This window comes from Falsiroseomonas algicola, assembly GCF_011040385.1.
GTDB lineage: Bacteria > Pseudomonadota > Alphaproteobacteria > Acetobacterales > Acetobacteraceae > Falsiroseomonas > Falsiroseomonas algicola.
On the sequence record NZ_JAAIKB010000014.1, the window covers coordinates 112,149 to 135,489 of the forward strand.

Consider the following 23,341-nt stretch of genomic DNA (forward strand, 5'->3'; position numbering starts at 1 on the left):
TGCGGCGCGGGCGTCAACTCACGGGCCTCGTCCAGTCGCGCATCCGCGGGTCGTCGCGCATGTCATGCGTCAGCCAGACCATGCGGTCCAGGAACCACATCTTGGCGCCGAGGGCGGTGGCGAGGCCCGACAGGGCCAGCACCCCGTCCAGCCGGATGAGCCCCCAGGCCAGCGCCACCCCGCCCAGCGCCGCCAGCGCGTTGAGCAGGTGGGGCAGGAGGCGGTGGTGCGGCGGCACCGGATGGTCCGGCCGCGAGAGCCACAGCCTTTCGCCGATCACGGCGCGCGATGCCCAGTTGTCGGTGCTGGCGGGCGGGGCGAAGGCGCGGGGATTCGCCCAGGTCCAGCCCAGCAGCATCGCCGCGGGCAGCAGGGCCCAGGCACCGATCCACTCCCGGCTCCAGGCCGTGAGCGCCAGGGCGGGCAGGATGGGAATCCGGGTCCAGACGCTCCAGGGATTCGCATGGCGCGCCCAGGCGCGTTCATCCATGCGGTGGGCGCGGGCGATGAGCGCTTCCAGGGTCATGGCCTGGATGTATGGCGCGGAAGGGATGATGCCGGGGGGCGGCGGGGACGGGTCTGGCGTGCAGAAGGCGCCGATGCACCCCTGGCGTCGATGATCCCCTCAGCGACATTGCTGGCGCCGAGTTGAGGGGCGTCTAACTTATTGTTTTTCAATGACAAGAATCGTTATCGGCATCGCGCGGGGCCGATTGCGGTGGTCATGGATGAAAAAATTGTCATAACGCCGCAAACACTGCCGGAGGCTTTCCATGAACGCGCCACAGCCGCTCCGCCCGGAGCGTCCGACGTCCCTTTTCCGCCGCTTCCTCGATAGCGAAGCCTCGGGCGGCCTCGTGCTGATGGCGGCGGCGGCGCTGGCGTTGATCGTGGCCAATTCGGGGCTCGGGCCGGTCTATGTCTCTGCCCTCTCGGCCTATCTCGGCCCGCTCTCCGTCCTGCACTGGATCAATGACGGGCTGATGGCGGTGTTCTTCCTGTTCGTCGGGCTCGAGATCAAGCGGGAGATGCTGGATGGGCAGCTGGCGACCTGGTCCCGCCGCGCGCTGCCGGGCCTGGCCGCGGTGGGTGGCATGCTGGTGCCCGCGCTGATCTACCTGGCCTTCACCTGGCCGGACCCGGTGCTGCGGCAGGGATGGGCCATCCCGGCGGCGACCGACATCGCCTTCGCGCTCGGCGTGCTGTCGCTGCTCGGGCCGCGCGTGCCGGCCTCGCTGAAGGTGTTCCTGGCGGCGCTTGCCATCCTGGACGACCTCGGCGCCGTGACGATCATCGCGCTGTTCTACACCGCCTCGCTGTCGCTGATGGATCTCGGCCTGGCGGCGGTGGTGCTGGCGGGGCTGGTGGTGCTGAACCGGATGGGGGTGATGCGGCTGCTGCCCTACATCATCCTGGGCGCGGTGCTGTGGTTCTTCGTCCTGCGGTCCGGCGTGCATGCGACGATCGCGGGCGTGCTGCTGGCGCTGACCATCCCGCTGCGCATGAAGCCGGGCGGCACGGACGACCTGGTGCAATCGCCACTGCACCGGATGGAGCATGGGCTGCACCATGCCGTCGCCTTCGTCATCGTGCCGATCTTCGGCTTCGCCAATGCGGGCGTGGCGCTGACGGGGCTGGGCTGGGGCGTGCTGACGGACCCGCTGACGCTCGGCGTCTCGCTCGGCCTCGTCGTCGGCAAGCTGGTCGGCGTGATGGTGGCGTCCTTCATCGCCGTGCGGCTGGGCCTGGCGGCGCTGCCGATGGGCGCCAACTGGGCCCAGATGGCGGGCATCTCGCTGCTCTGCGGCATCGGCTTCACGATGAGCCTGTTCATCGGGATGCTGGCCTTCCCGGGCAACGCCCTGCTGCAGGATGGCGTGAAGATCGGCATCCTGGCGGGATCGCTGGTGGCGGGGCTGCTCGGCTGGCTGGTGCTGCGGTTCGCGCCCAGCCGCGCGCGGGGGGCCTAAGCGCCCAGCCGGGCGCGGAGAGCCTAAGCGCCCCGCCGGGCGCGGGGGGCCTGACGCTCACGCCGCCTGGCGGATTTCCGCCAGGAAGCCGTCGACCTTCGCGCGCAGCACGTCGGCCTGGCGCGACAGGCCGGCGGAGGCGTCGCGGAGGCCGGCGCTGGCGGCCAGCGTCGTCTCCGCGCCCTCCCGCGCCTGCGCCGTCTGCGCCGTCAGTTCCTGGGTGCTGGCGGCGGTCTCGGCGATGGCGCGGCCGATCTCCTGCGTCGCGGCGGATTGCTCCTCCGCCGCCGCGGCGACCTGCGTCGCGATGGCGGAGAGTTCCTCGATCGTCTGGCCGATGCCGCGGATGGCGGTGACGGCGCGGCCGGTTTCCGCCTGCATGGCGGCGATCTGGCTGGTGATCTGCTCGGTCGCCGTCGCGGTCTGCGCGGCCAGCGCCTTCACCTCCCCGGCGACGACGGCGAAGCCCTTGCCGGCATCGCCGGCGCGCGCGGCCTCGATCGTGGCATTGAGCGCCAGCAGGTTGGTCTGGCCGGCGATGGAGTTGATCAGGCCGATGACGTCGCCGATGCGATTGGCGACATCGGCGAGGCCGGCGACGGCCTGGTTGCTGACCTGCGCATCGCGGGAGGCCTGCTGCGCGAGCTTCGCGGATTGCGTCACCTGATGGGCGACCTCCGCGATGCTGGCGGCGAGCTGCTCCGCCGACATGGCGACGGTCTCGGTGTGGTTGGCGGTGGTGTCCACCGCGCGGGTCATGGCATCGGCCTGGGCGCGGGCGCCTGCGGCGGCATCGCCCATGCGGCCTGCGGTTTCATCGAGCGGCGCGGCGGCGCCGGCGACGGCGCCGAGCACATCGGCCACCTCCGCCTCGAACCGCCGGACCAGGGCCTGGGTGGCGTCGGCGCGGGCGGCCTTGGCCTGCTGCTCGGCGGCTGCCTCGGCGGCGACGCGGACGGCCTCCAGCGCGTTGCGGCGCAGCACCTCCACCGCCTGGGCCATGCCGCCGATCTCATCCGCCCGGGCCTGGTCGGGGACGGCGATGTCGTTCTCCCCCTGCGCCAGACGCTGCACCACGCCGGTCAGGCGCTCCACCGGCGCCACGACGCGGCGGACCAGCAGCCAGCCGAGGCCGGCCAGCACCAGGCCGACGGCGAGCGCGGCGGAGAGCACGATGGCCAGCATCGCATCGGCGCGGGCTTCCGCGGCGGCGGCCTGCGCGGCGGCTTCCGCCAGCGCGGCGTCGCGCACCTGCAGCAGCACCTGCAGCCCCGGCGTCGCGAAGGCGGTGAAGGCGGCGCTGGTCATGGGGTAGGTGGCGCCGGCGCGCCCGGCCTCGATCAGCGCCAGGGTCTGGCGCGTGATGTCGCCGAAATAGCGGGCCTCGACCTCCTGGATCGCGGCGGAAAGGCGGGGCGTGCCGTCGATCAGCCCGGCCACCATCTTCACCCGCGCCCAGGTCGCCTCCACCAGGCGGGAGGCGCCATTGGCGGTGTCGAGCTCCGCCGGCGTCATGGCACGGTTGCTGTTCAGCGCGGTGGCGAGGGCGACGATGCGGCGGCTGGCCTGGTCGCGCAGGTCCCAGGTGAGGCGCGCGACGAGCATGAGGTCGCCGAGCGAGCCATCCGTGCGGGTCAGCAGGCGGTGGCTGTCGTTCAGCGCGGCGGTGACCTGGCCGAGGATCTGGTCATAGACCGCCTGCGGCCGGGCGCGGATGGCGGGATCGCGCTGGGCGAGCGGCAGCACTGCCGCGGGGTCCATGGCGCGGCGCAGCTCCGCCAGCACGGGGATGGCGGCCTGAAGCCGCTCGGCATGGGCGGCGCCGGTGGCGGAGGCGCGGAGGCTGGCGATGGCGGGTGCCAGGGCCGCATCGGTATCGGCCTTGATGGCGGTCAGGCGCCCGACCGTATCGGCCTCCGCGGCGCCGGAGGCGTTCATGCGGATCACGTAGTTGCCGCGCTCGATCACCAGCCTCTCGGTCAGCTTCATCAGCGTGGTGGCGGCGTCCGTGGTCCGGGCGGCATCGGCCGCGGCGCGGCTGGCCTGCCACTGCTCCACCCCCGCGATCGTCGCCACGGCGCCGCCGATGCCGGCGATGCCGAGCATCACGAGGGAGAAGAGCATCTTGATGCGCATGGGAAATCCGCCGGTCGTCTCACGGAGACGTTATCCCGTCGGCGTTGCCAGATTGATAACCCGGGGACCGGGCAGGGATCAGGCGGGGGCGGCGCCGTCCACCAGCTCCACCGCCCGCTGCAGATCCACGCTGAGCAGCCGCGACACGCCGCGTTCCTGCATGGTGACGCCGTAGAGGCGGTGCATCCGCGCCATCGTGAGCGGATGGTGCGTCACGATCAGGAAGCGCGTGCCGCCGCCGCCTTCCTCCGCGGGCTTCGCCATGATCTCCAGGAGGTCGCAGAGGCGTTCCACATTGGCGTCGTCCAGCGGGGCATCGACCTCGTCCAGCACGCAGACCGGCGCCGGGTTGCAGCGGAAGACCGCGAAGACGAGGGAGAGCGCGGTCAGCGCCTGTTCGCCGCCCGAGAGCAGCGCGAGGGAGGAGAGCTTCTTGCCCGGCGGCTCCGCATAGATCTCGAGCCCCGCTTCCAGCGGATCGTCGGAGCCGACGAGGGCGAGGTGGGCGCGGCCGCCGCCGAACAGCCGGGTGAAGAGGCCGCGGAACTCCGCATCCACCTTGTCGAAGACCACGCGCAGGCGTTCCCGGCCTTCCCGGTTCAGATGGCCGATGGAGCCGCGCAGCTTGGCGATGGCGGTCGCGACCTCCTGCCGGTCCTGCTCGACCTTGGCGCGGGCGGCGTCGAGCTCGTTCAGCTCCACCTCGGCCCGCAGGTTCACGGGGCCCATCTCCTCCCGTTCCTTGGTCAGGCGATCGACCTTGCGGCGGGCCTTGTCCTCCGCCTGGTCGGTCAGCTCGCCCACCTCCTCCGGCAGGTCCGGATGGCCCTCGCCCAGGCGCTCGACGATCCGTTCCTCGACGGCGAGGGAGGCGGCCTCGGCCTGGGCGGCCGCGCCTTCGGTGCGGAGCTGGGCCTCCCGCGCCTGGGCGAAGGCGGCGTCGGCGGTGCGGCGGGCAAGGGCGGCCTCCCGGTCCTCCTTCTCCGCGGCGGTGAGCGCGGCGGCGGCGGCGGCGTGGGTGGCCTCGGCCTCCGCCAGCAATCGGCCGGCGGCGGCGCGGCGGGCGGCGGCGGCTTCGGGGGCGTCGGAGAGGGCTTCGCGCTCGGCCGCGGCCTCGCCCGCACGGGTGGCGAGTTCGGCGCGGCGCGCGGCGGCCTCCGCGCGGCGGCGGGCCCATTCCTCCCGCTCGGGCCCGATCGCGGCCTGGCGGGTGGTGATGCGGGTCGCCTCCGCGGCCAGCATGGCGCGGGTGTCGCGGCAGCCGGCCTCATTGGCGCGGGCATCGGCGAGCGCGGCGCGGGCCTGGTCCACGGCGGCGCGCAGCGCGGCGAGGTCGGGGGCAGCGGCGCGGGCCTGCCGCGCCTCGGCGAGCGCCTGGTCGGCGGCCTCCCGCTCCGCCGTCACGCGGGCGACTTCGGGCTCCAGCGCCGCCAGGCGGGCGGCGGCCTCCGCGGCGCGGGCCTCCAGGCGGCGTGCGGCGTCGCGGGCGGCGGCGAGGCGCCCTTCGGCGGCGCGGCGGGCGTCGCGGGCGGCCGATTCGGCGCGGATGCGGGCCTGTTCCTCATTGGCGGCCAGCGTCCGGGCCTGGCGGGCGGCGGCGGCATCGGGGGCGGCGGCGCGCGCCTCCCGCGCGGCGGCCAGCGCGGCGTTGGCGGCCTCCCGCTCCCGGTCCAGGCGCTCGATCTCCGGCGCCAGGGCGGCCAGGCGCTGCTCCGCCTGCTGGGCGCGGGCGGCGATGCGGTCCAGCGCCGTGGCGGCGGCGGCCTGGGCGCGTTCGGCCTGAGCACGGGTCTCCCGCCGCGCGGCTTCCTCGGCGCGGGCATGCCCTTCATCCGTCGCGGCCTGCTTCCGGGCCTCCGTGGCGGCGGCGGCGGCGGCCTCCGCGCGGTCCTGCCGGATGCCGGCGGCGCGCAGCGCGTTGCGCTGGGCGAGGCGGACGGCGCCCGGCGTCGGCGCCCCGGCGCGGAGGCAATGGCCATCCCAGCGCCAGACCGCGCCTTCCTCCGTCACCAGCGCCTGGCCCGGCTTCAGCAGCGCCATCAGCGCGGCGCCATCGAGGCCCTTGGGCAGCAGCCCGACCTGGGACAGGGCGCGGCCGAGGGCGGGCGGCGCCTCCACGAGGCGGGAGAGCGGCGTGGCGCCGGCCGGCAGGGCGGGCAGCGGATCGAGGGGCGGCAGCGCGCGCCAATGCTTCGGCGCCTCCGCCTCCAGCGCCGAATCCAGCGTCTCCCCCATCGCGGCGCCGAGCGCGGCTTCCAGCCCGGGGGGGACGGTGATGCTGTCCAGCACGGGCGGCAGGGAGCTGCCGGCCTCCCGCGCGCGCAGCACTTCGGTCAGCGCGGCGGTCTCGGCGGCGGCGCGGGCGCGGGCGCCCTCGGCCTCGCTGGCCGCGGCGCGGGCCTGTTCGTGGCGGGACTGGGCGGAAGCGCGGGCGGCCTCCGCGCCTTCCAGCGCGCGGCGGGCTTCCGTGAGCGCGGCGGCGGTGCGGGCGGCCTCGGCGCGGGCGGCATCGAGCTCGGCGGGCGGCACGGCGCTGGCGCGGGCCTGGTCGCGCTCCGCGGAGAGGCGGGCGTGCTGGTCAGCGGTGCGGCGGGCGGTCTGTTCGGCCGCCTGGAGCGCGTTGGTGGCGCGGGATTCCGCCGTCTCGGCCTCGCCGGCCGCACGACGGGCGGCCTCATGCGCGGCCTGGGCGGAAGCGCGGGCGGCCTCGGCGGCGGAGAGCGCCTGCTCGGCCTCCGCCAGGGCCGATTCGGCCGTGCTGACGGCGGTGGCGGCGGCGGCGCGCTCCGCATCCGGCACCATGGCGGCACGGGCCGCGCGGAGGTCCTGGTCCAGCTTCGCCTGGGCCTGGGCGAGTCGGCTGGCCCGCGTCGCGGCTTCCTGCTCCGCGGTGGCCAGCGCGCCGGCGGCGGCGGCGGCCTCCGCGGCGGCCTCGGTGGCGCGGTCGGCGGCTTCCGCGGCGGCGGCGACGGCGGCGGTCGCCTGGGCCTCCAGGCTTTCGGCCTCCGCCGCCCGGGCGGGCAGGGCGGCCAGCATGGCGGCCAGTTCCTCCGCCTCCGCCACCAGCCGCTGCTCGGCCGTGCCGGCATCGGCGTCGACGCGGGCGGCGTGGTCGAGGTCCCGGGCGAGCGCGGCGTGGCGGGCCTCGGCGGCGGCCAGCGCCTCCCGCGCGCGGGCTTCCTCGGCGCCGAGCGTCTCGGCCTCGACGCGGCGGCGCTCCAGGGCGGTGCGGGCGGCGCCCTCGGCCTCCCGCGGGCCGGGCAGCCCCTGTTCGGCGGCGAAGGCGCGGCGGGCGGCGGCCTCGGCGGCGGCCTCGGCCTCGCCCGTCGCGCGCTTCGCGTTGAGGAAGGCGTCGCGGGCATGGGTCAGGGCGGCCTGGGCGCGGGCGCGCAGGATGGCCAGCCACTCCACCTCCGCCTGCCGCACCAGGCCGGAGATGTTGCGGTAGCGCGCGGCCTGGCGGGCCTGGCGCTGGAGGTTCTGGCGGTTCGACTCCATCTGGCCGATCAGGTCTTCCGCCCGGCCGAGATTGTTCTCGGCCTGGCGGAGCTTCAGCTCGGCCTCATGCTTGCGGGCGCGCAGCCCGGCGATGCCGGCCGCCTCCTCCAGCACTGCGCGGCGATCCTCCGGCTTGGCCTGGATCAGGGCGGCGACGCGGCCCTGGCTGACCATGGCGGAGGAGCGGGCGCCGGAGCCGATGTCGGCGAACATGGTCTGCACGTCGCGGGCGCGGAGTTCGCGGCCATTCACGCGGAAGGAGGAACCTTCGCCCCGCGCGATCTTGCGGACGATCTCGAGCTCCGCCGCTTCGGCATTGGGCGGGGGCGCGAGGCCGGCGGCTTCCTCAAGGGAAAGCGTCACTTCCGCCAGGTTGCGGCCCGGGCGGGTGGCGGTGCCGGCGAAGATGACGTCATCCATCTCGCCGCCGCGCATGGACCGCGCATTGGTCTCGCCCATCGCCCAGCGGAGCGCTTCCACCACGTTGGACTTGCCGCAGCCATTGGGGCCGACGATGCCGGTCAGGCCCGGCATCACCTCCACGATCGTGGGCTCGGCGAAGGATTTGAAGCCGGCGATGCGAAGCCTGGTCAGCTTCGCATGGCGCGCGGCCTCGGCCTGCGCCTCGGTGCGCGCGGGCTCCTCGGCGGGCGTGCCTTCGGGGGTGACGGCCTCCATGCGACGCGCCCGCGCGGTGCCTTACCGGATCTCGGCGACCAGGGCGGCGAAGCGGTCGAAGGGCATGTTGCCGGGGACCGAGCGGCTGCCGAAGACGAAGGTGGGGGTGGAGTTCACATTGTGCTCCTGCTGCCCCTTCACGCGCAGTTCCAGGATGCCGCGGGCCAGGGCCTGGTCGCCGATCGCGGCATCGAACTGGGCGCGGGACATGCCGGCCAGGGCCGCGATCTTGAACAGCTCCTCCTGCGGGTTGGCGCCGCGGGCGAAGGCCCAGCGGTCCTGGCTCTGGAACAGGGTGGCGACGAAGGGCTCGTAGCGGTCGGCCGGCAGGCTGCGGGCGACCTGGGCGGCGGCCAGCGCCACGGCATCCAGCGGGAAGTCGCGGAAGACGATGCGGACGCGCCCGGCCTCCACCAGGTCCCGCTTCACCCGCGGCATGGTGTCGCGGTGGAAGCTGGCGCAGTGGCCGCAGGTCAGGGAGAAGTACTCGATGACGGTCGGCGCGCCGGCGCGGCCGATGCTGCGTTCCGTCATGCGGGGGTCGTCGGCGGCGAGCGGTGCCGGGGCGGGGGCCTGGGCCAGGGCAGCGCGGGCGCCCAGCAGGGGCACGCCGGCGGCGAGGGCGAGCAGCGAACGGCGGTCGGTCATCCGGGCAGACTCCGAAATCAGCCCCCTTCCGGGGGCATGGGGCCGGGAAGCCCCCGGCCGTCAGCGCTTCCGATAGACGCCAAGCGCCAGCTTTGCCAGAGCATCCCGCAGCTCCCCCTCCGGCATGGCGGCGATCCGGGCCTCCAGCTCCGGCGGCAGGGTGACGGGCCTGGGCTTCGGGCGCGCGGGGGGCGCGCCGGCCGGGGCCTGCTGGACGAAGCGCAGGCGTTCGACGGCGGCGCGGCCGAGATGGGCGTTGATCCGGCCGACCAGCTCCGGCGCCAGATGCTGCAATTCCATGGCGACGGGGCCGGAGCAGGCGAGGGTCAGCGTGCCGGCGGAAAGGCGGAGCGGCTGCGTCACGGCCGAGAGGGCGGGGCCGACGACATCCGGCCAATCCGCCATGAGCTGCGCGCCGGCCGGGCTCTTCTTGCGGAAGGCCGGGCGGGCGAGGCGTGCGATCATGGCGCCGACGGGCAGGGGGCCTGTCGGGAATCGGCGGTCGCCCCCATCCTTCGCCATGCATGACCCCCCCACCCGATGCCACCCTATTGCTGGCCTGGTACGACCGGCACAAGCGGACCCTGCCCTGGCGGATGCCGTCAGGTGCCGCCGATCCTTACCGCGTCTGGCTGTCGGAGGTCATGCTCCAGCAGACCACGGTGGCCACGGTCGGGCCACGCTATGCCCGGTTCCTCGCCCGCTTCCCGGATGTGGGGGCGCTCGCCGCCGCGTCCTGGGAGGAGGTGGCGGAGGAATGGGCGGGGCTCGGCTACTACGCAAGGGCGCGCAACCTGCATGCGGGGGCGAAGGCGCTGGCGGCGGGGGGGTTCCCGACCACGGTGGAGGGGCTGCGCGCCATTCCGGGCATCGGCGCCTATACGGCGGCGGCGGTGGCGGCGATCGCCTTCGACCGGCCGGTGGTGCCCCTGGATGGGAATGTGGAGCGGGTGACAGCCCGCCTCCATGCGGTGGAGCAGGCGCTGCCCGCCGCCAGGCCGCGCCTGGCGGCGCTGGCGCAGGGCTGGATGGGGCAGGAGGCTGCCCGCGCCCGGCCCGGGGATTTCGCGCAGGCGCTGTTCGACCTCGGCGCCACGGTCTGCACGCCGCGCAACCCCGCCTGCGCCATCTGTCCCTGGCGGGAGGATTGCGCGGGGAGGCGCGCGGGCATCCAGGCCGGATTGCCACGCAAGGCCGCGAAGAAGGCACGGCCCACCCGCTTCGGCGTGCATTTCCTGGCGACGGACCCGTCCGGGCGCCTGCTGCTGCGGCGGCGGCCCGACTCCGGCCTGCTCGGCGGCATGCTGGAAGTGCCGGGGACGCCCTGGCGGGAGGAGGGGTGGGAGGGTGCCGGGGCCGCGGTCCACGCGCCGCTGCCCGGCCTTTCCTGGACCGCGCTGAACGGGGAGGCCCTGCACGGCTTCACCCATTTCGAGCTGCGGATGGCGCTGTGGCGGGCCGCGGTGCCGGCCATGGCGGCGCCGGAGGGCTTCGCCTGGTGGGAGGCGGCGGCGGCGCGGGCGGCGATGCCGACGGTGATGCGCAAGCTGCTGGACCTGGCCGGGCTTTGAAACCCGGACCGTGACGGCAGCGTTTCATCGGCGCCGGCTTGTTGGCTCGCGCGTCATGATTCCTTCATGCCGGCCATGCTGCACCGCAGCCATCGCCTTGACACTGCTAACCCCGCATCGTAGGGAGCGCGCGCCTTCCGGGCGGGGCACCGCGGGGGAGAGCAAGCGTGACGGAATCAGGCGGTTTCGAGGATCGGCTCCGGCAGGCCCGGTCGCGGCGAGGGATGGATCCCGCGCCCGGCTCAACGGGATCCCTGCCTGGCGGCGGCACCTGGGGGGTCGGGTTCCGGGCGGGGGTCGAGGTCGTCTCGGCACTCGTCGTCGGTGTGGCGGTCGGCTGGTTCCTGGACCGCTGGCTTGGCACCTGGCCGTGGCTCTTCCTGCTGTTCTTCGTCTTCGGCAGCGTTGCCGGCGTGCTGAACGTCTATCGACTGTTCAAGCCGCGCAGCGTCGGAAAATAGGCCCCAGGCGACTGGGTGGTTGATCGAGGCTGCCGCGCTGCGGCGACCGGGGGAAATCGAGAGTGGCCGCCGAAGGTAAGACGATCGACGCGCTGAGCCAGTTCGAGCTCGCGACCGTGCTGGGCCCGATCGGCTCCTCGGTCGGTTTCTCGCAGTCCAACGCGCATATGCTGCTGGCTGCGGGGCTGATCACGGCGCTGATCATGTTCGGCATGTCCGCCCGCGCGGTGGTGCCGGGCCGGCTGCAGAGCCTGGCGGAATCCTCTTACGAATTCGTGCATGACCTGGTGCTTGGCCAGGTGGGGGATGAGGGCAAGCGCTTCTTCCCCTTCGTCTTCACGCTGTTCATGTTCGTGCTGTTCGGCAACCTGCTCGGCCTGCTGCCCTACGCCTTCACCTTCACGAGCCACATCGCGGTGACCTTCGCGCTGGCCGCGGTGGTGTTCGTGCTGATCACGGTCGTGGCGCTGATGCTGCACGGCCGGAAGTTCTTCGGATACTTCTTCCCGGAAGGCGCGCCGATCTGGCTGGCGCCGATCATCATCCCGGTGGAGATCGTGTCCTACCTCTCGCGGCCGGTCAGCCTGTCCATCCGACTGTTCGCGAACATGGTGGCCGGCCACGTCATGCTGAAGGTCTTCGCCACCTTCATCGTGCTGCTCGGCGGCCTGGGTGCGATCGGGCCCTTCGTGGCGGTGCTGCCGCTCGGGGTGAACATCGCGCTCGTCGGTTTCGAAGTGCTGGTGGCGTTCCTGCAGGCCTATGTCTTCGCCATCCTCACCAGCATCTACCTGCACGATGCCGTGCATCTGCACTGATCCGCAGTCCGGCGTCCGTTCAGACCCATCCCCACCCCAGTTCACACAAGACGGAAGGATACTCAGATGGAAGTGGCTGCCGCGAAGGCCCTCGGGGCTGGCATCGCCGTGATCGCGCTGTTCGGCGTGGGCCTCGGCATCGGCAACATCTTCTCCGCGATGATCAACAGCGTGGCGCGCAACCCGGCCGCCCGCGACGCGGTGTTCCCGATCGGCATCCTGGGCTTCGCGCTCACGGAAGCCGTCGCGCTCTTCGCGCTGCTGATCGCGTTCCTCATCCTGTTCACCTGATCCCGCCTGCCGCGGCGCGGGTGGCGAGAGCCATGCCGCGCGCGGCCTGAGGGATCACGCGCGCCGCCGCCTGTTCGGGCGGCGCGCCGGCGGACAGACCGAGGGGACCCGACATACCATGCCGCAGCTCGAGTTCGGCAATCCGCTGATCATCGCCCAGATCGTCTGGCTGCTGATCATCTTTGGCGTGCTGTACTTCGTCCTCTCCACCTACGCGCTGCCGCGCGTGGCGGAGGTGCTGGAGGATCGCCGCCGGCGGATCGAGGGTGACCTCGAAGCCGCGCAGGCCGCCAAGGCGGAAGCCGATGCGGCCATCGCCGCCTATCGCGAAGCCTCGGCCAAGGCCCGGGCGGAAGCGCAGGCCGCGATCGCGGAAGCGATGCAGTCGGCCCAGGCGGAGACCACCGCCCGCGCCGATGCGCTGGCCGCGAGGCTGGCGAAGCAGATCGATGAGGCGGAAGCCCGCATCGGCCGTGCCCGCGACGCCGCCATGGGCGCGCTGCGCCAGGTCTCGACCGAGACGGCGGATGCGCTGCTGGTGCGCCTGACCGGCCGCAGCGACCAGGCGGTGCTGGGTGCCGCCGTGGACCGTGCGCTCGCCGCGCGCGGCCAGGGTTAAGGGGTAGGCGCCATGGAACACCACTACGCGCATTTCTGGCTCGACCCGAAGTTCTGGGTCGCCGTTTCCTTCGTCCTCTTCGTCCTGCTGGTCGCCAAGACCGCCTGGACGCAGCTGACCGGGCGCCTCGATGCGCGCGGGGAGCGGATCCGGAACGAGCTGGCCGAAGCCGCGCAGCTGCGCGCGGAAGCCGAGGCGATGCGCCAGCAGGCGATCGCCGACCGCGCCGCCGCGCTGGCCGAGGCCGAGGACCTGATCGCCCGCGCCCGGGCCGAGGCCGAGCGCCTGGCCCAGGCCGCGGCGGTGGAAGCCGAGACCGCCGCCAAGCGCCGCGAGCGCATGGCGATGGACCGCATCGCGGCCGCCGAGGCGGGTGCCGTGGCCGAGGTCCGCAACGCTGCCGCCGAGATCGCGGTGGTGGCGGCGCGGGAGGTGCTGGCGCAGACGGTGGATGCCGAGGCCGATGCCGCGCTGATCGACGCCGCCGTGGCCGACCTGCCGCGGGCGCTGAAGGCGGCCTGACCCCCCTTGCCTTGACGGGGTCATGAGAAAGGGGGCCGCGAGGCCCCCTTTTTTCGTGCGCTGCGCCGGGTGGCAAGGGGAGGGGGGCCGGCGGCCCCCCAACCCTCAGATCAGCTGCCAGTCCGGGCTGACATCCAGCACCACGCCGCCGCCCAGCACGCGGCTGCCGTCCATGTACCAGTTCACCACGGTGCCGCCGCCGCTCCGCCAGATCAGGTCGGCGCGGCCGTCGCCATTGACGTCACCTAGCGCCTTGATGTCCCAGGACGTCTCCACCTGGCCGAGGCTGCCGCCGCCGATGATGGACAGGCCGTTCATCAGCCACACCACGACATCGCCCGTGGTGCCGTTGCGCCAGACCATGTCGGCACGCCCATCGGCGTTGAGGTCCGCAAGGCCGCGCACCTGCCAGTCGAGCCCGATCTGCGCCACCTGGCCTCCACCGGCCACGGTGTTGCCGTCCATCGCCCAGACCACGACCTCGCCGCTCGCGCCACGCCACAGGATGTCGGCGCGCCCATCGGCGTTGAAGTCGCCGAGGCCCGAGATGCTCCAGCTGGTCGCGACGGTGCCGATGCTGCGTTCGCCGCTGATGCCATAGACGCCGTCCAGGCGCTGCATGCTGACGGCGCCGGTCGAGGGGTTGCGCCACACCAGGTCCGCATTGCCGTCGCCGGTCAGGTCCGCCATGCCCTGGAAGGTCACGTTCCCGGGGCGGGAGCCCGGGACATTGGCGAGGCCGACGCTGGTGCCGTTCATGCTCCAGACCTGGATCGCGCCGCCGGTGGACAGCCAGACGAGGTCGGCGCGGCCGTTGCCATCCGTCTCCGCCAGGCCGAGCAGTTGCCATTCGGTGCCGACGCGGGCCACCTGCCCGCCGCCGGTGATGGAGAGGTTGCTCATGGTCCAGAGCGCGACCGTGCCATCGGTGCCGCGCCAGGCGAGGTCCGCGAGGCCGTCGCCGTTCAGGTCCCTCGGCCGCGCCGTGTTGCCCAGCGTGACGGAGGTGCCGATGAAGTCGATCCGCTCGATCCCGCCGATGACGTCGCTGCCGTCGGTGGTGGTGGTCACGCGCCAGGATCCGTCGGCGAGGCGCGCCCATTCCGCATTGGCGCGGCTGACGAGGAAGCGGGCCACGTCGAAGCCGGCCTCGCCCAGCAGCAGGTCGTTGCCGGTGCCGCCGGTCAGGACGTCGTCGCCATCCCCGCCCCAGACGCTGTCATTGCCCGTGCCGCCCTCGAGCGTGTCGTTGCCGCCATAGCCGAACATGATGTCGTTGCCGTCACGGCCGCCCTGCGTCTCGCCCAGGTTGGACATGCGCACTTCCGAATCGCCGGCCATGATCGCGGCATCGAAGGCCTCGCCATCCCCGAAGTTCAGCCAGCGATACAGGTTGTTGCCGGTGAGGAAGGCGCCGCTGACGTCCATCAGGCGCTCGCCATTCACGACGAAGCGGACATCGGTGACGATGGCGCCGCCGTTGAAGGCGATGAGGTTCAGGGAGTTCGCGCCGAAGCCGACGCCATAGACCTCGATGCTCGCGCTGCGGCCGCCGATGGAGCCATCGACGATGAAGGCGTTGCTGCTGCGCGTCCGGACGCTGGTGTTCACCAGGTCGTCGAGGGAACTCAGCAGGTCGAAGGGTGGGTTCAGCGCGAAGGTAACGCGGGCCACGGGAAGTTCCTTGATAAAGGGTAACGATAGATAAAGGAGTGCGTGATTTTCGATCAATCCCCTCCGCTTCCCGGATGCCACGCCAGGGGGTAGGCTCGACGCAACATCATGTCGGAGTGACAACGTGAAGCGCAGTTTCCTGGCCGCGACCCTGCTTGCCGCGACCGTTTTCGGTGCCCCGTCCGCCCAGGCGAATCTGTTCCGGTGGGCCAATGACGGGGATGTGAACTCGATGGACCCCTATGCCCGGCAGGAAACCTTCCTGCTGAGCTTCAACCAGAACATCTACGAGCCGTTGGTGCGGCGCAGCCGGCAGCTGCAGGTCGAGGCATCCCTGGCCGAGCGGTGGGAACAGCCCTCGCCCTCCGTCTGGCGCTTCCACCTGCGGCGCGGCGTGACCTTCACGGATGGCACGCCCTTCACCGCCGATGACGTCGTCTTCTCCATCGGGCGGGCGAAGGCGCAGGGGTCCAATGTCGGCGGCTCGCTCGCCAGCGTGAAGGAAGCGCGGCGCGTCGATGACCACACGGTGGATGTCGAGACCCATGCGCCGAACCCGATCTTCCTGGAGGAGATCACCGGCATCGGCATGATGTCCCGCCGTTGGGCGGAGGCGAACAACGCCACGCGCAGCGCGGACCTGACCACGGGCGCCGAGAATTTCGCGACGCGCAACGCCATGGGCACGGGGCCCTTCCGCCTGGTGTCGCGGGAGCCCGACCGGCGCACGGTGCTGGCGCCGAATCCGGGCTGGTGGGACCGGCCGGAACACAACCTGACCCGCGTCGAGTTCAACGTCATCGCCAATGACGCGACGCGCATCGCGGCGCTGCTGAGCGGCGAGATCGACATGGTCTATACCGTGCCGCCGCAGGACACGGACCGCCTGTCCCGCACCCCCAACATCCGCGTGCACCAGCAGGCGGAGCTGCGGACGATCTATCTCGGCTTCGACCAGATGCGGCCGGAGCTGCTGAAATCCGATGTGCGTGGGCGCAACCCGTTCCAGGATCTCCGCGTGCGCCAGGCCTTCAACCACGCGATCGACCGCGCGGCGATCGTGCGCACGGTGATGCGCGGCCAGGCGCGGCCGACGGGGCTGATGATCGGGCCGGGCGTCAACGGCCATACCACGGCCGGCGACCAGGTGGCGGCCTACAACCCGGACCTGGCGCGCCGCCTGCTGGCGGAGGCGGGCTATCCGCAGGGCTTCGGCGTGACGCTCGACTGCCCGAACGACCGCTACGTGAATGACGAGGCGATCTGCACGGCCGTCGTCTCCATGCTGGCGCGGGTCGGCGTGCGCGTCACGCTGAACGCGCAGACGCGGGCGCGCTACTTCGCGGAGATCCTGGGCCCCCGCTACAACACCAGCTTCTACATGCTGGGCTGGACGCCCAACACCTATGACGCCCACAACGCCTTCTTCAACCTGATGGCGAGCCGGGAGCGCGACCGCGGGCTGTTCAATGTGGGCGGCTTCAGCAATGCCCGCTTCGACGAGCTGGTGACGAGCATGGCGGTGGAGACCAACCCGCAGGCGCGCCAGGCGATGATCGAGGAAGCGCTGAAGATCCACACCGATGCGGTCGGCCACCTGCCGCTGCACCAGCAGACCGTGATCTGGGCCGCGCGGTCCAACATCCAGCTGCAGCAGCTGGCCGACAACTACTTCCCGCTGCGCTTCGTGCGCGTGGGGAACTGAGGGGAGCGCATACCCCCACCCCAAACCAGCCTTCGGCGTTGGCGGCAGTGCCGCCAACCCCCCGAAAGCGCGGGGGAGGGAGTTTTCATCAGAGCTTCTTGTCGTAGGTGATCCACATGGTGCGGGTCGCCAGGCGGTCATAGACGCCGCGGCCGCGGTAGTTGTCGTCGGCCGTGATCCAGCGGATCACCGACCAGCCGCGCGCGCGGCCCTCGGCCGCCACCGCCTCGATCAGCGCATCGGCCACGCGCTGCCCGCGCGCGGCGGGATCGACGAAGAGGTCGTCGAGGAAGCCGCCGGTGCTGGCGGAGAGCGGCCGCGCGAAGGGGCGGTAATGGGCGAGGCCGAGCGGCTTGCCACCCCCGTCCACGGCGATGAAGGCCTTCACCTCATGCGCGGGGTCCATGATCCAGCCCCAGACGCGCGCGCGCATCTCCGGCGTCTGCGTCACGCGGTAGAATGCCGCGTAGCCGGCATAGAGGCGCTCCCACGCCTCCCGATGCTCGGTGGCCAGGGGGATGACGGTCACGCCACTCATCACGCGATCTCCTGCCGGATGCGCCCGGCGGCGGCGAGGGCGACGAGGATGCCGCCCACATGCATGGATTGCCCGATGCGGCCCTCGGCGATGGCCTGCATCACCTCCTCCACCGTCATCAGCACGACGGCGATCTCCTCCGTCGGCTCCGGCGTCGCCGCGGCCACGGGGACGGCGCCAAGGCCCAGCACGATGTGGAGCCGGTTGGTCTGGATGGCGGGGTTGGCGTGGGACGCATAGAGGAAGCGCCATTCGGGGGCGTCATAGCCCGTCTCCTCCCGCAATTCGCGCCGCGCCGCGGCGATGGCATCGGCATCGCCGGGATCCATCACGCCACCCGGCAGTTCCAGCGACCAGGCCTGCGCGCCGTGCCGCCATTGCCGCACCATCACCACGCGGCCCTCGGGCGTGATGGCGACGGCGCAGCACCAGTCCGCGTAGTCCAGCACGTACCAGGGCGCGATCTCCGTGCCTGCACGGGTGCGCAGCCGGTCGGCGCGCAGCCTGATCCAGCGATCCTCCACCAGGATGGTCGATTCCTTGGTGGTCCAGGGCGGCGTTTCGTCCATGCGGCAGCGTGGCGCCGCGCTGTTCCCGCATCAAGGGGGCGTAACCATCCCGCTTGGGGTGGCGAAGCGCCCGGCATCCCCGTCATCGGAAGATCCCCGCCATGCTGCGCCGCAGCCTTTTTACCCTCGCCGCCATTCCCTTCATCACGCCGGCGCTTGCCATGCCGCGCGTGCGCGCCGTGAACAACGCCGCCGGCATCGCGCTGCGCGGCTACGACACGGTCGCCTGGTTCACGGAGGGAGCGCCGCGCCGCGGCAGCGCGGCCTTCGCGGTGGAGCATGCGGGGGCCACCTGGCATTTCGCCCATGCCCGCCACCAGGCGCTGTTCGCCGCCAATCCCACCGCCTTCGCGCCCGCCTTCGGCGGCTTCTGCGCCTTCGGCGTGGCGCGCGGCTACAAGGTCGATATCGACCCGGAGGCGTGGCACATCGAAGCCGGCACGCTCTACCTCAACTACGACCTCGGCGTGCAGCGGCAATGGCGGCGCGACATCCCCGGCCACATCGCGCGCGCGACAGCGAACTGGCCCCGCCTGGCCGAGGCGTGACATGCTCGCCGCCAGCCTTGCGGCCGGCCTCTCCCCCATGACGGACACCACGACGACCCGCGCGACGCAGGAAGCCCGCTGGGGCGGGCTGCTGGCGGCCGCGCAGGGGGGCGATGCCCGCGCCTACGACACCCTGCTGCGGGAGATCACGCCGCGGCTTCGCAGCCTGTGCCGCGCGCGCATCCGCGACGCGGCGGAGGCCGAGGACGCCGTGCAGGATGCGTTGATGACCATCCATGCGCTGCGCCACACCTACGATCCCGAACGCCCCTTCGGCCCTTGGCTGACCACCATCGCCACGCGCCGCGCCGTGGACCGGCTGCGGCGCCGCGGACGGGGGGCAGGTCGGGAGTCCAACATCGATGATCTGCCGGAAGGCGCGGCCTCCGTCGCGCCGGTCGCGGAGGAGCGTATCGCCGCGCGCGACCTGCGCGACGCGGTGGCCGAACTGCCGGAAAGCCAGCGCACGGCGTTGCGCCTGGCGAAGCTCGAGGACCTGTCCCTGGCCGAGGCTTCCGCGCGGTCGGGCCTCAGCGTCGGTGCCTTGAAGGTGGCAACCCACCGCGCCATGCATTCGCTGCGTCGCCGATTCGGCGTGAAGGGGGATGAGTGATGCGCACCGATGACCTGATCAGCCGGCTCTCGGCCGGGCTGACGCCGGTGCGCCGCGTGCCGCCGCCGCTGCTGGCGGCGTTGGGCTGGCTGGCCATGGCGACCGCCGTCGTGGCGCTGGGCGTCGCCGTCTCCGGCTTCCGGCACGATATCGAACAGCGGCTGATGCTGATGCATGAACAGGTGAACCTGGTGGCGGCGCTGCTGACCGGCACGGCGGCGGCGATCGCGGCCTTCCACCTGGCGCTGCCGGACCGCAGCGACCGCTGGGCGCTGCTGCCGCTGCCCTTCGCGGCCTTCTGGATCTCCGGCCTCGGCTGGGGTTGCATCCAGGAATTCGTCCAGCAGGGCTTCCCGGCGCTGTCCACCAGCTTCGGCTGCATGCGCTTCATCATCGGTTTCGGCATCCCGCTGACGCTCGGCATGCTGTGGATGACGCGGCACGCGGCGCCGCTGCGGCCGGGGCCGGTGGCGGCGCTGTCCGGCCTGGCGGCGGCGGCCATCGCCTCCGTCGGGCTGAGCCTGGTGCATCACCTGGATGCGGCGGCGATGGTGCTGATCTGGCATGGCGGGTCGGTGGCGCTGGTGACCTTCCTGGCGAAGCGCTGGGGCGCGCAGGCGATGCGGGCGATGGGGCCGTGAGGCGGCCTCAGCCGCGCCCTGCCAGGTGCAGCAGGCGGTCGAGCCCGCCGGCATCGGCCAGCAGCGCCGCCTTCTCCGCGCGGTCGAACTGACGCAGCGCGTCCTCGAGGCTCGGCGCCTCCTCCGCCTTCACCCGCGCCACCAGCAGCGTGGCGTCGATGGGGTCGAGCCGCGGGCGGCGGGGCGGCGGCAGCATCCGCCGATGCGCCGCCAGCAGGGGCGGGGAGGCGGCGAGGCGCCGCACCGCCTCCGGCTCCGCGCTCTCCGCGGCCAGGACGTCCCGCAGCGCTTCCGCGCGGCGGAGGATGGCGGGCGGGTCGCGTTCCTCCGGGATGGCGAGGATGCCGGCGCGGCGTAGCCGGGGCGAGGCGCGGGCCGTCAGGGCCGCGAGCGGCACCGAGAGCGCCAGGCCGAGCGTGACCGGCAGCATCCAGAGCGCGAGGTAGGGCGAGACGAGCCAGGAGGTGATGCCGAACAGCACGCCGAAGACCGTGTGCCGCCAATAGAGCCGCCACACCGTGCCCCAGGGCAGCACGCCGTCATCCCGCTGCTGCGGCTGCCAGCCGGAATCGCGGCCGAGCAGGATGGAGACGACGTCGATGCTCTGCGTCAGCATCGTCACCGGCGCCAGCAGGCCCGCCACCAGCGTCTCCAGCAGCATGGAGAGAAAGGAGCGGATGGCACCGCCGATGCCGCGGCGTTCCGCCTGCTGGGTCAGCATCAGGCCCCAGGCCAGCAGCTTCGGCACCAGCAGCAGCGCCATGGTGCCGATGAACAGCCATTTCGCGCGCACGGGGTCCACCACCGGCCAGTCCGGGAACAGGGTGGGGCTGCTGCCGAAATAGGCGGGACGGATGAAGCGCGCCTCCAGCGCCGTGAACACGCCGACGATCAGGAACAGCAGCCAGAGCGGCGCGGTGATGTAGGATCCGATGCCGCTCAGCAGATGCAGGCGGCTGATCGGATGCAGGCCGCGCGCCGGCAGCACCGCCGCATGCTGGAGGTTGCCCTGGCACCAGCGACGGTCGCGGATCGCGAGTTCCGTCAGCGCGGGCGGGCTTTCCTCGTAGCTGCCGCGCAAGGCCGGGACCATGTGGATGGCCCAGCCGGCCCGGCGCATCAGCGCGGCCTCCACGAAATCGTGGCTCATGATGTCGCCGCCGAAGGGTTTCGGGCCGGCCAGCCGCGGCAGGCCCGCCTGATCGGCGAAGGCGCGGGTGCGGATAATGGCGTTGTGGCCCCAATAGTTGCCCTCCGCCCCATGCCACCAGGCGATGCCGGCGGCGATGACGGGGCCATAGACCCGGCCAGCGAATTGCTGCATCCGCGCGAAGAAGGACCGGCCATTGACGATGACGGGCAGGGTCTGGATCAGGCCGACATCAGGGTGGCGTTCCATGGCGGCGGCCAGGCGCACCAGCGCGTCACCTTCCATGACGCTGTCGGCATCCAGCACCAGCATCTGCGGATAGGCGCCCCCGAAGCGGCGCACCCATTCCGCGATGTTGCCCGCCTTGCGGCCGATGTTGCGCGGACGGCGGCGGTAGAAGATGCGCCGGTGGTCGCCGGTGCGCTCCCGCAGCGCCAGGAAGGCCGCTTCCTCCGCCACCCAGGCATCGGGATCGGTGGTGTCGCTGAGGATGAAGATGTCGAACTGCTCGCCGGCGCCGGTGGCCGCCAGGCTTTCATGCATGGCCTGGAGGCCCGCCATCACCCGCGCCGGCGGTTCGTTGTAGACCGGCATCAGCAGCGCGGTGCGTGCGGTGAGCGTCGGCAGCGGCGCCGCGGGGTCGATGCCGAGCCGCCTGCCGCCGCCCCCCATCAGGCTGGCGACGCCACAGACGGCGGAGACGAAGGACAGCGCGATCCAGGCGAAGAGCACGACGAAGAGCACCAGGATGGTGATCTGCAGCGCGGTCGGGCGGGCGATGTCGAGCACGAGGCCCATCTCCCGCGCCGCGAAGGCCGTCAGCAGCACCGCGCCGCCCAGCACCAGCAGGCGGCGCCAGGCCATGCCCCGCGGCGATGAAGGACGCTTGGCGGGGCCTGGTGTGCCAGGCATGGCGCGCATCGACTGCGCGGGCATGTCGAGCGGCGCTTCCTCCGGCAGGGCGCGCCAGGGCGTCTCCGTCAGGCCGTCCATCGGTAGAGCCAGGTCTCGGTGATCGGCCGGTCGCCGAGGCGCAGCACGGCGCGGAGTTCCGCGAGCGGCGCGGTGCCGGGGCGCAATTCGAAATGCACGCGCCAGCCGCCACCCTGCGGGTTCCGCTGCACCACGGCGTTCCGCAACTCACCTGCGTTGGTGGAAAGATCGAGCGTGGGCTGCGCATCCTCCGGCACCGCCCCCTCTCGCCCGCCGGCGATGTCGAGGACGAAGAGCCGGCCACGCGCGCCGGCCGAACCCACGCGCGTCGAGACGAACTGCGCCAGCGCCGTATTGCCCGCAACCGTCGGCAGCCAATGCAGGCGGTAGACGAAGTTGTATTCCTCCCCGGTGCGCATCGGCTGCTCGGGGCGCCAGAAGGCCACGATGTTGTCGTGCATCTCGCCATCGGTCGGGATCTCGATCAGCTGGATGCTGCCGGGGCCCCAATCCGCGATGGGCTCCACCCAGAGGCTGGGGCGCAGTTCGTAATGCGCCTCCAGGTCGTTGTACTGGCCGAAGTCGCGGCCGCGCTGCATCAGGCCGAAGCCGCGCGGGTTGATTTCCGTGAAGTGGCTGATCTGCAGGTTGCGCGGGTTCTGCAGCGGTCGCCACAGCTGTTCGCCACGCGAGGTCGCGACCATCAGCCCGTCCGAATCATGCACGGCGTTGCGATAATCATCGATGCCGGCGCGATCGTTCGGCGCGAAGTAGAACATGCTGGTCAGCGGCGCGATGCCGGCCAGCGCGACATCGGCGCGCGGGAAGACGGTGGACTGGACGTCGAAGACGGTGCTCGCCCCCGGCCGGATGGTGAAGCGGAAGCTGGCCGTGGCACTCGGGCTGTCGAGCAGCGCATGCACGACAATGGAGCTGGTGCCGGCCTGCGGACGCTCCAGCCAGAAGGCGCGGAAGAGCGGAAACTCCTCGCCCGAGGGATCGGCCGTCTTGATCGCGAGACCGCGGGCCGAGAGGCCGTAGCGCAAATCCTTCGCCACGGCGCGGAAATAGCTGGCGCCGAGGAAGGCGCAGATCTCGTCGAAGACGCCGGGGCGGTTCAGCGGATGGGTGATGCGGAAGCCCGCGAAGCCGGTATCGGCATCGGGCGCCGGGCGGCCTTCCAGGTTGAAGGCGGTGGGATCATAGGCGATGGGGCGCGCCTGGCGATCCGCGACCTCATACAGCTCGACCTTGTGGGTGTAGAGGAAGCCGCGGTGGAAGAACTGCGCCTCGAACCCCAGATCCTGGCCGCGCCAGAGCGCGCGCGTGCGGTCGAAGGTCACCTTGCGGTAGTCGTCATAGCTGAGGTCCGTGAAGCCGCGCGGCAGCCTGGCATCCGGCATCCGGTGCGGGCGCTTCGCCAGATCCCGCGCCAAGTCGCGCACCGTGCCCTCGGTGAAGGGACGCGCGGCGGCCGCATTGCCCTGGGCCCGCACGCCTGCCACGGGCGACACCAACGCCCCGGCCAGCAAGGCGGCGAAAGCTTGTCTGCGATGCACGGCTGATCCCTTCGTCCCCACCAACGCCCCCGCAACGAGTGGGAAGCGCGGTGGTTGCATCGGGTGGCGTGCGGGTGGCCGCAGGGAGGGCTTTGCCCTCCCCGCACCCCACCCACCAAGGGCCAGCGGGCCCTTGGAACCCATGAGATACAACGACGAAGGGGGAGGGGGCACTTCGGCCCCCTCCCCCTTCGTCGTT

At 72.4% G+C, this 23,341-nt stretch carries 21 protein-coding genes; 11 read left to right on the top strand and 10 right to left on the bottom strand.

Annotated elements, in window-relative coordinates; genetic code table 11:
- Positions 1-13 precede the first annotated feature (13 nt).
- Entirely contained in the window at positions 14-526 is a 513-nt protein-coding gene (locus tag G3576_RS25355; RefSeq protein WP_164697275.1) for a DUF6653 family protein, read from the bottom strand.
- 247 nt (positions 527-773) lie between these two features.
- On the opposite strand from G3576_RS25355, the gene nhaA reads away from it, so the two are divergent.
- Complete coding sequence (gene nhaA, locus G3576_RS25360) at positions 774-1,970, top strand: Na+/H+ antiporter NhaA (protein WP_164697276.1); 1,197 nt, start codon at positions 774-776, stop codon at positions 1,968-1,970.
- Positions 1,971-2,027: 57 nt separating this feature from the next.
- On the opposite strand, the gene G3576_RS25365 is transcribed toward nhaA, so the two are convergent.
- The 4 genes from G3576_RS25365 to G3576_RS25380 form a co-directional block, all read right to left on the bottom strand.
- Complete coding sequence (locus tag G3576_RS25365) at positions 2,028-4,106, bottom strand: methyl-accepting chemotaxis protein (protein ID WP_164697277.1); 2,079 nt, start codon at positions 4,104-4,106, stop codon at positions 2,028-2,030.
- A 78-nt stretch (positions 4,107-4,184) separates the two neighbouring features.
- The gene (locus G3576_RS25370) at positions 4,185-8,282 is read right to left on the bottom strand and encodes a chromosome segregation SMC family protein (protein WP_164697278.1); all 4,098 of its coding nucleotides are present in this window, start codon (positions 8,280-8,282) and stop codon (positions 4,185-4,187) included.
- A 21-nt stretch (positions 8,283-8,303) separates the two neighbouring features.
- On the bottom strand, positions 8,304-8,930 hold the full coding sequence (locus G3576_RS25375) for a DsbA family protein (RefSeq protein WP_164697279.1): 627 nt from the start codon (positions 8,928-8,930) through the stop codon (positions 8,304-8,306).
- A 60-nt stretch (positions 8,931-8,990) separates the two neighbouring features.
- Entirely contained in the window at positions 8,991-9,452 is a 462-nt protein-coding gene (locus G3576_RS25380) for a DUF721 domain-containing protein (RefSeq protein ID WP_164697280.1), read from the bottom strand.
- A 2-nt stretch (positions 9,453-9,454) separates the two neighbouring features.
- On the opposite strand from G3576_RS25380, the gene G3576_RS25385 reads away from it, so the two are divergent.
- From G3576_RS25385 to G3576_RS25410, 6 genes are all read left to right on the top strand, one after another.
- Positions 9,455-10,501, top strand: a complete 1,047-nt coding sequence (locus G3576_RS25385) for an A/G-specific adenine glycosylase (protein ID WP_164697281.1) — start codon at positions 9,455-9,457, stop codon at positions 10,499-10,501.
- A 167-nt stretch (positions 10,502-10,668) separates the two neighbouring features.
- Entirely contained in the window at positions 10,669-10,962 is a 294-nt protein-coding gene (locus G3576_RS25390) for an AtpZ/AtpI family protein (RefSeq protein WP_328729793.1), read from the top strand.
- A gap of 62 nt (positions 10,963-11,024) precedes the next feature.
- The gene (locus G3576_RS25395) at positions 11,025-11,780 is read left to right on the top strand and encodes a F0F1 ATP synthase subunit A (RefSeq protein ID WP_164697282.1); all 756 of its coding nucleotides are present in this window, start codon (positions 11,025-11,027) and stop codon (positions 11,778-11,780) included.
- A gap of 66 nt (positions 11,781-11,846) precedes the next feature.
- The gene (locus tag G3576_RS25400) at positions 11,847-12,071 is read left to right on the top strand and encodes an ATP synthase subunit C family protein (RefSeq protein ID WP_164697283.1); all 225 of its coding nucleotides are present in this window, start codon (positions 11,847-11,849) and stop codon (positions 12,069-12,071) included.
- Positions 12,072-12,189: 118 nt separating this feature from the next.
- On the top strand, positions 12,190-12,690 hold the full coding sequence (locus tag G3576_RS25405) for a F0F1 ATP synthase subunit B family protein (RefSeq protein ID WP_164697284.1): 501 nt from the start codon (positions 12,190-12,192) through the stop codon (positions 12,688-12,690).
- Between the two features lie 12 nt (positions 12,691-12,702).
- Positions 12,703-13,212, top strand: a complete 510-nt coding sequence (locus G3576_RS25410) for a F0F1 ATP synthase subunit B family protein (RefSeq protein WP_164697285.1) — start codon at positions 12,703-12,705, stop codon at positions 13,210-13,212.
- A 105-nt stretch (positions 13,213-13,317) separates the two neighbouring features.
- Here the strand turns inward: G3576_RS25410 and G3576_RS32410 are convergent, their stop codons facing one another.
- Positions 13,318-14,886 (bottom strand): FG-GAP-like repeat-containing protein, encoded by a 1,569-nt coding sequence (locus tag G3576_RS32410; protein WP_164697286.1) that lies wholly within the window; start codon positions 14,884-14,886, stop codon positions 13,318-13,320.
- Positions 14,887-15,010: 124 nt separating this feature from the next.
- Between G3576_RS32410 and G3576_RS25420 the strand changes: the two genes are divergently transcribed.
- Positions 15,011-16,591: an ABC transporter substrate-binding protein gene (locus G3576_RS25420; protein WP_328729795.1), complete on the top strand. Its 1,581-nt coding sequence runs from the start codon at positions 15,011-15,013 to the stop codon at positions 16,589-16,591.
- 88 nt (positions 16,592-16,679) lie between these two features.
- Here G3576_RS25420 and G3576_RS25425 read toward each other — a convergent pair whose 3' ends face one another.
- Both G3576_RS25425 and G3576_RS25430 read right to left on the bottom strand, forming a co-directional pair.
- The gene (locus tag G3576_RS25425) at positions 16,680-17,129 is read right to left on the bottom strand and encodes a GNAT family N-acetyltransferase (protein WP_164697287.1); all 450 of its coding nucleotides are present in this window, start codon (positions 17,127-17,129) and stop codon (positions 16,680-16,682) included.
- Entirely contained in the window at positions 17,129-17,698 is a 570-nt protein-coding gene (locus G3576_RS25430; protein ID WP_164697288.1) for an NUDIX hydrolase, read from the bottom strand. Before G3576_RS25430 ends, G3576_RS25425 begins: the two co-directional genes overlap by 1 nt.
- Positions 17,699-17,799: 101 nt before the next feature.
- Between G3576_RS25430 and G3576_RS25435 the strand changes: the two genes are divergently transcribed.
- Genes G3576_RS25435 through G3576_RS25445 form a run of 3 tightly spaced genes read left to right on the top strand, consistent with a single transcriptional unit; the run spans position 17,800 to position 19,500 of the window.
- On the top strand, positions 17,800-18,246 hold the full coding sequence (locus tag G3576_RS25435; protein WP_164697289.1) for a YHS domain-containing (seleno)protein: 447 nt from the start codon (positions 17,800-17,802) through the stop codon (positions 18,244-18,246).
- A 1-nt stretch (position 18,247) separates the two neighbouring features.
- Positions 18,248-18,859 (top strand): RNA polymerase sigma factor, encoded by a 612-nt coding sequence (locus G3576_RS25440; protein WP_235952437.1) that lies wholly within the window; start codon positions 18,248-18,250, stop codon positions 18,857-18,859.
- A complete protein-coding gene (locus G3576_RS25445) occupies positions 18,859-19,500 on the top strand; it encodes an NrsF family protein (protein ID WP_164697290.1) in 642 nt (213 codons plus the stop codon). Before G3576_RS25440 ends, G3576_RS25445 begins: the two co-directional genes overlap by 1 nt.
- 7 nt (positions 19,501-19,507) lie before the next feature.
- Here G3576_RS25445 and mdoH read toward each other — a convergent pair whose 3' ends face one another.
- Positions 19,508-21,643, bottom strand: coding sequence for a glucans biosynthesis glucosyltransferase MdoH (gene mdoH / locus G3576_RS25450; protein WP_164697291.1), 2,136 nt, complete (start codon positions 21,641-21,643; stop codon positions 19,508-19,510).
- A complete protein-coding gene (locus tag G3576_RS25455) occupies positions 21,631-23,202 on the bottom strand; it encodes a glucan biosynthesis protein (RefSeq protein WP_164697292.1) in 1,572 nt (523 codons plus the stop codon). Before G3576_RS25455 ends, mdoH begins: the two co-directional genes overlap by 13 nt.
- Positions 23,203-23,341: the final 139 nt, after the last annotated feature.

Coding starts and splice junctions, on each gene's coding strand:
- G3576_RS25355 (WP_164697275.1), bottom strand. CDS start 526: ATGACCCTGGAAGCGCTCATCGCCCGCGCCCACCGCATGGATGAACGC.
- nhaA (WP_164697276.1), top strand. CDS start 774: ATGAACGCGCCACAGCCGCTCCGCCCGGAGCGTCCGACGTCCCTTTTC.
- G3576_RS25365 (WP_164697277.1), bottom strand. CDS start 4,106: ATGCGCATCAAGATGCTCTTCTCCCTCGTGATGCTCGGCATCGCCGGC.
- G3576_RS25370 (WP_164697278.1), bottom strand. CDS start 8,282: ATGGAGGCCGTCACCCCCGAAGGCACGCCCGCCGAGGAGCCCGCGCGC.
- G3576_RS25375 (WP_164697279.1), bottom strand. CDS start 8,930: ATGACCGACCGCCGTTCGCTGCTCGCCCTCGCCGCCGGCGTGCCCCTG.
- G3576_RS25380 (WP_164697280.1), bottom strand. CDS start 9,452: ATGGCGAAGGATGGGGGCGACCGCCGATTCCCGACAGGCCCCCTGCCC.
- G3576_RS25385 (WP_164697281.1), top strand. CDS start 9,455: ATGACCCCCCCACCCGATGCCACCCTATTGCTGGCCTGGTACGACCGG.
- G3576_RS25400 (WP_164697283.1), top strand. CDS start 11,847: ATGGAAGTGGCTGCCGCGAAGGCCCTCGGGGCTGGCATCGCCGTGATC.
- G3576_RS25405 (WP_164697284.1), top strand. CDS start 12,190: ATGCCGCAGCTCGAGTTCGGCAATCCGCTGATCATCGCCCAGATCGTC.
- G3576_RS25410 (WP_164697285.1), top strand. CDS start 12,703: ATGGAACACCACTACGCGCATTTCTGGCTCGACCCGAAGTTCTGGGTC.
- G3576_RS25425 (WP_164697287.1), bottom strand. CDS start 17,129: ATGAGTGGCGTGACCGTCATCCCCCTGGCCACCGAGCATCGGGAGGCG.
- G3576_RS25430 (WP_164697288.1), bottom strand. CDS start 17,698: ATGGACGAAACGCCGCCCTGGACCACCAAGGAATCGACCATCCTGGTG.
- G3576_RS25435 (WP_164697289.1), top strand. CDS start 17,800: ATGCTGCGCCGCAGCCTTTTTACCCTCGCCGCCATTCCCTTCATCACG.
- G3576_RS25440 (WP_235952437.1), top strand. CDS start 18,248: ATGCTCGCCGCCAGCCTTGCGGCCGGCCTCTCCCCCATGACGGACACC.
- G3576_RS25445 (WP_164697290.1), top strand. CDS start 18,859: ATGCGCACCGATGACCTGATCAGCCGGCTCTCGGCCGGGCTGACGCCG.
- mdoH (WP_164697291.1), bottom strand. CDS start 21,643: ATGGACGGCCTGACGGAGACGCCCTGGCGCGCCCTGCCGGAGGAAGCG.
- G3576_RS25455 (WP_164697292.1), bottom strand. CDS start 23,202: ATGCAACCACCGCGCTTCCCACTCGTTGCGGGGGCGTTGGTGGGGACG.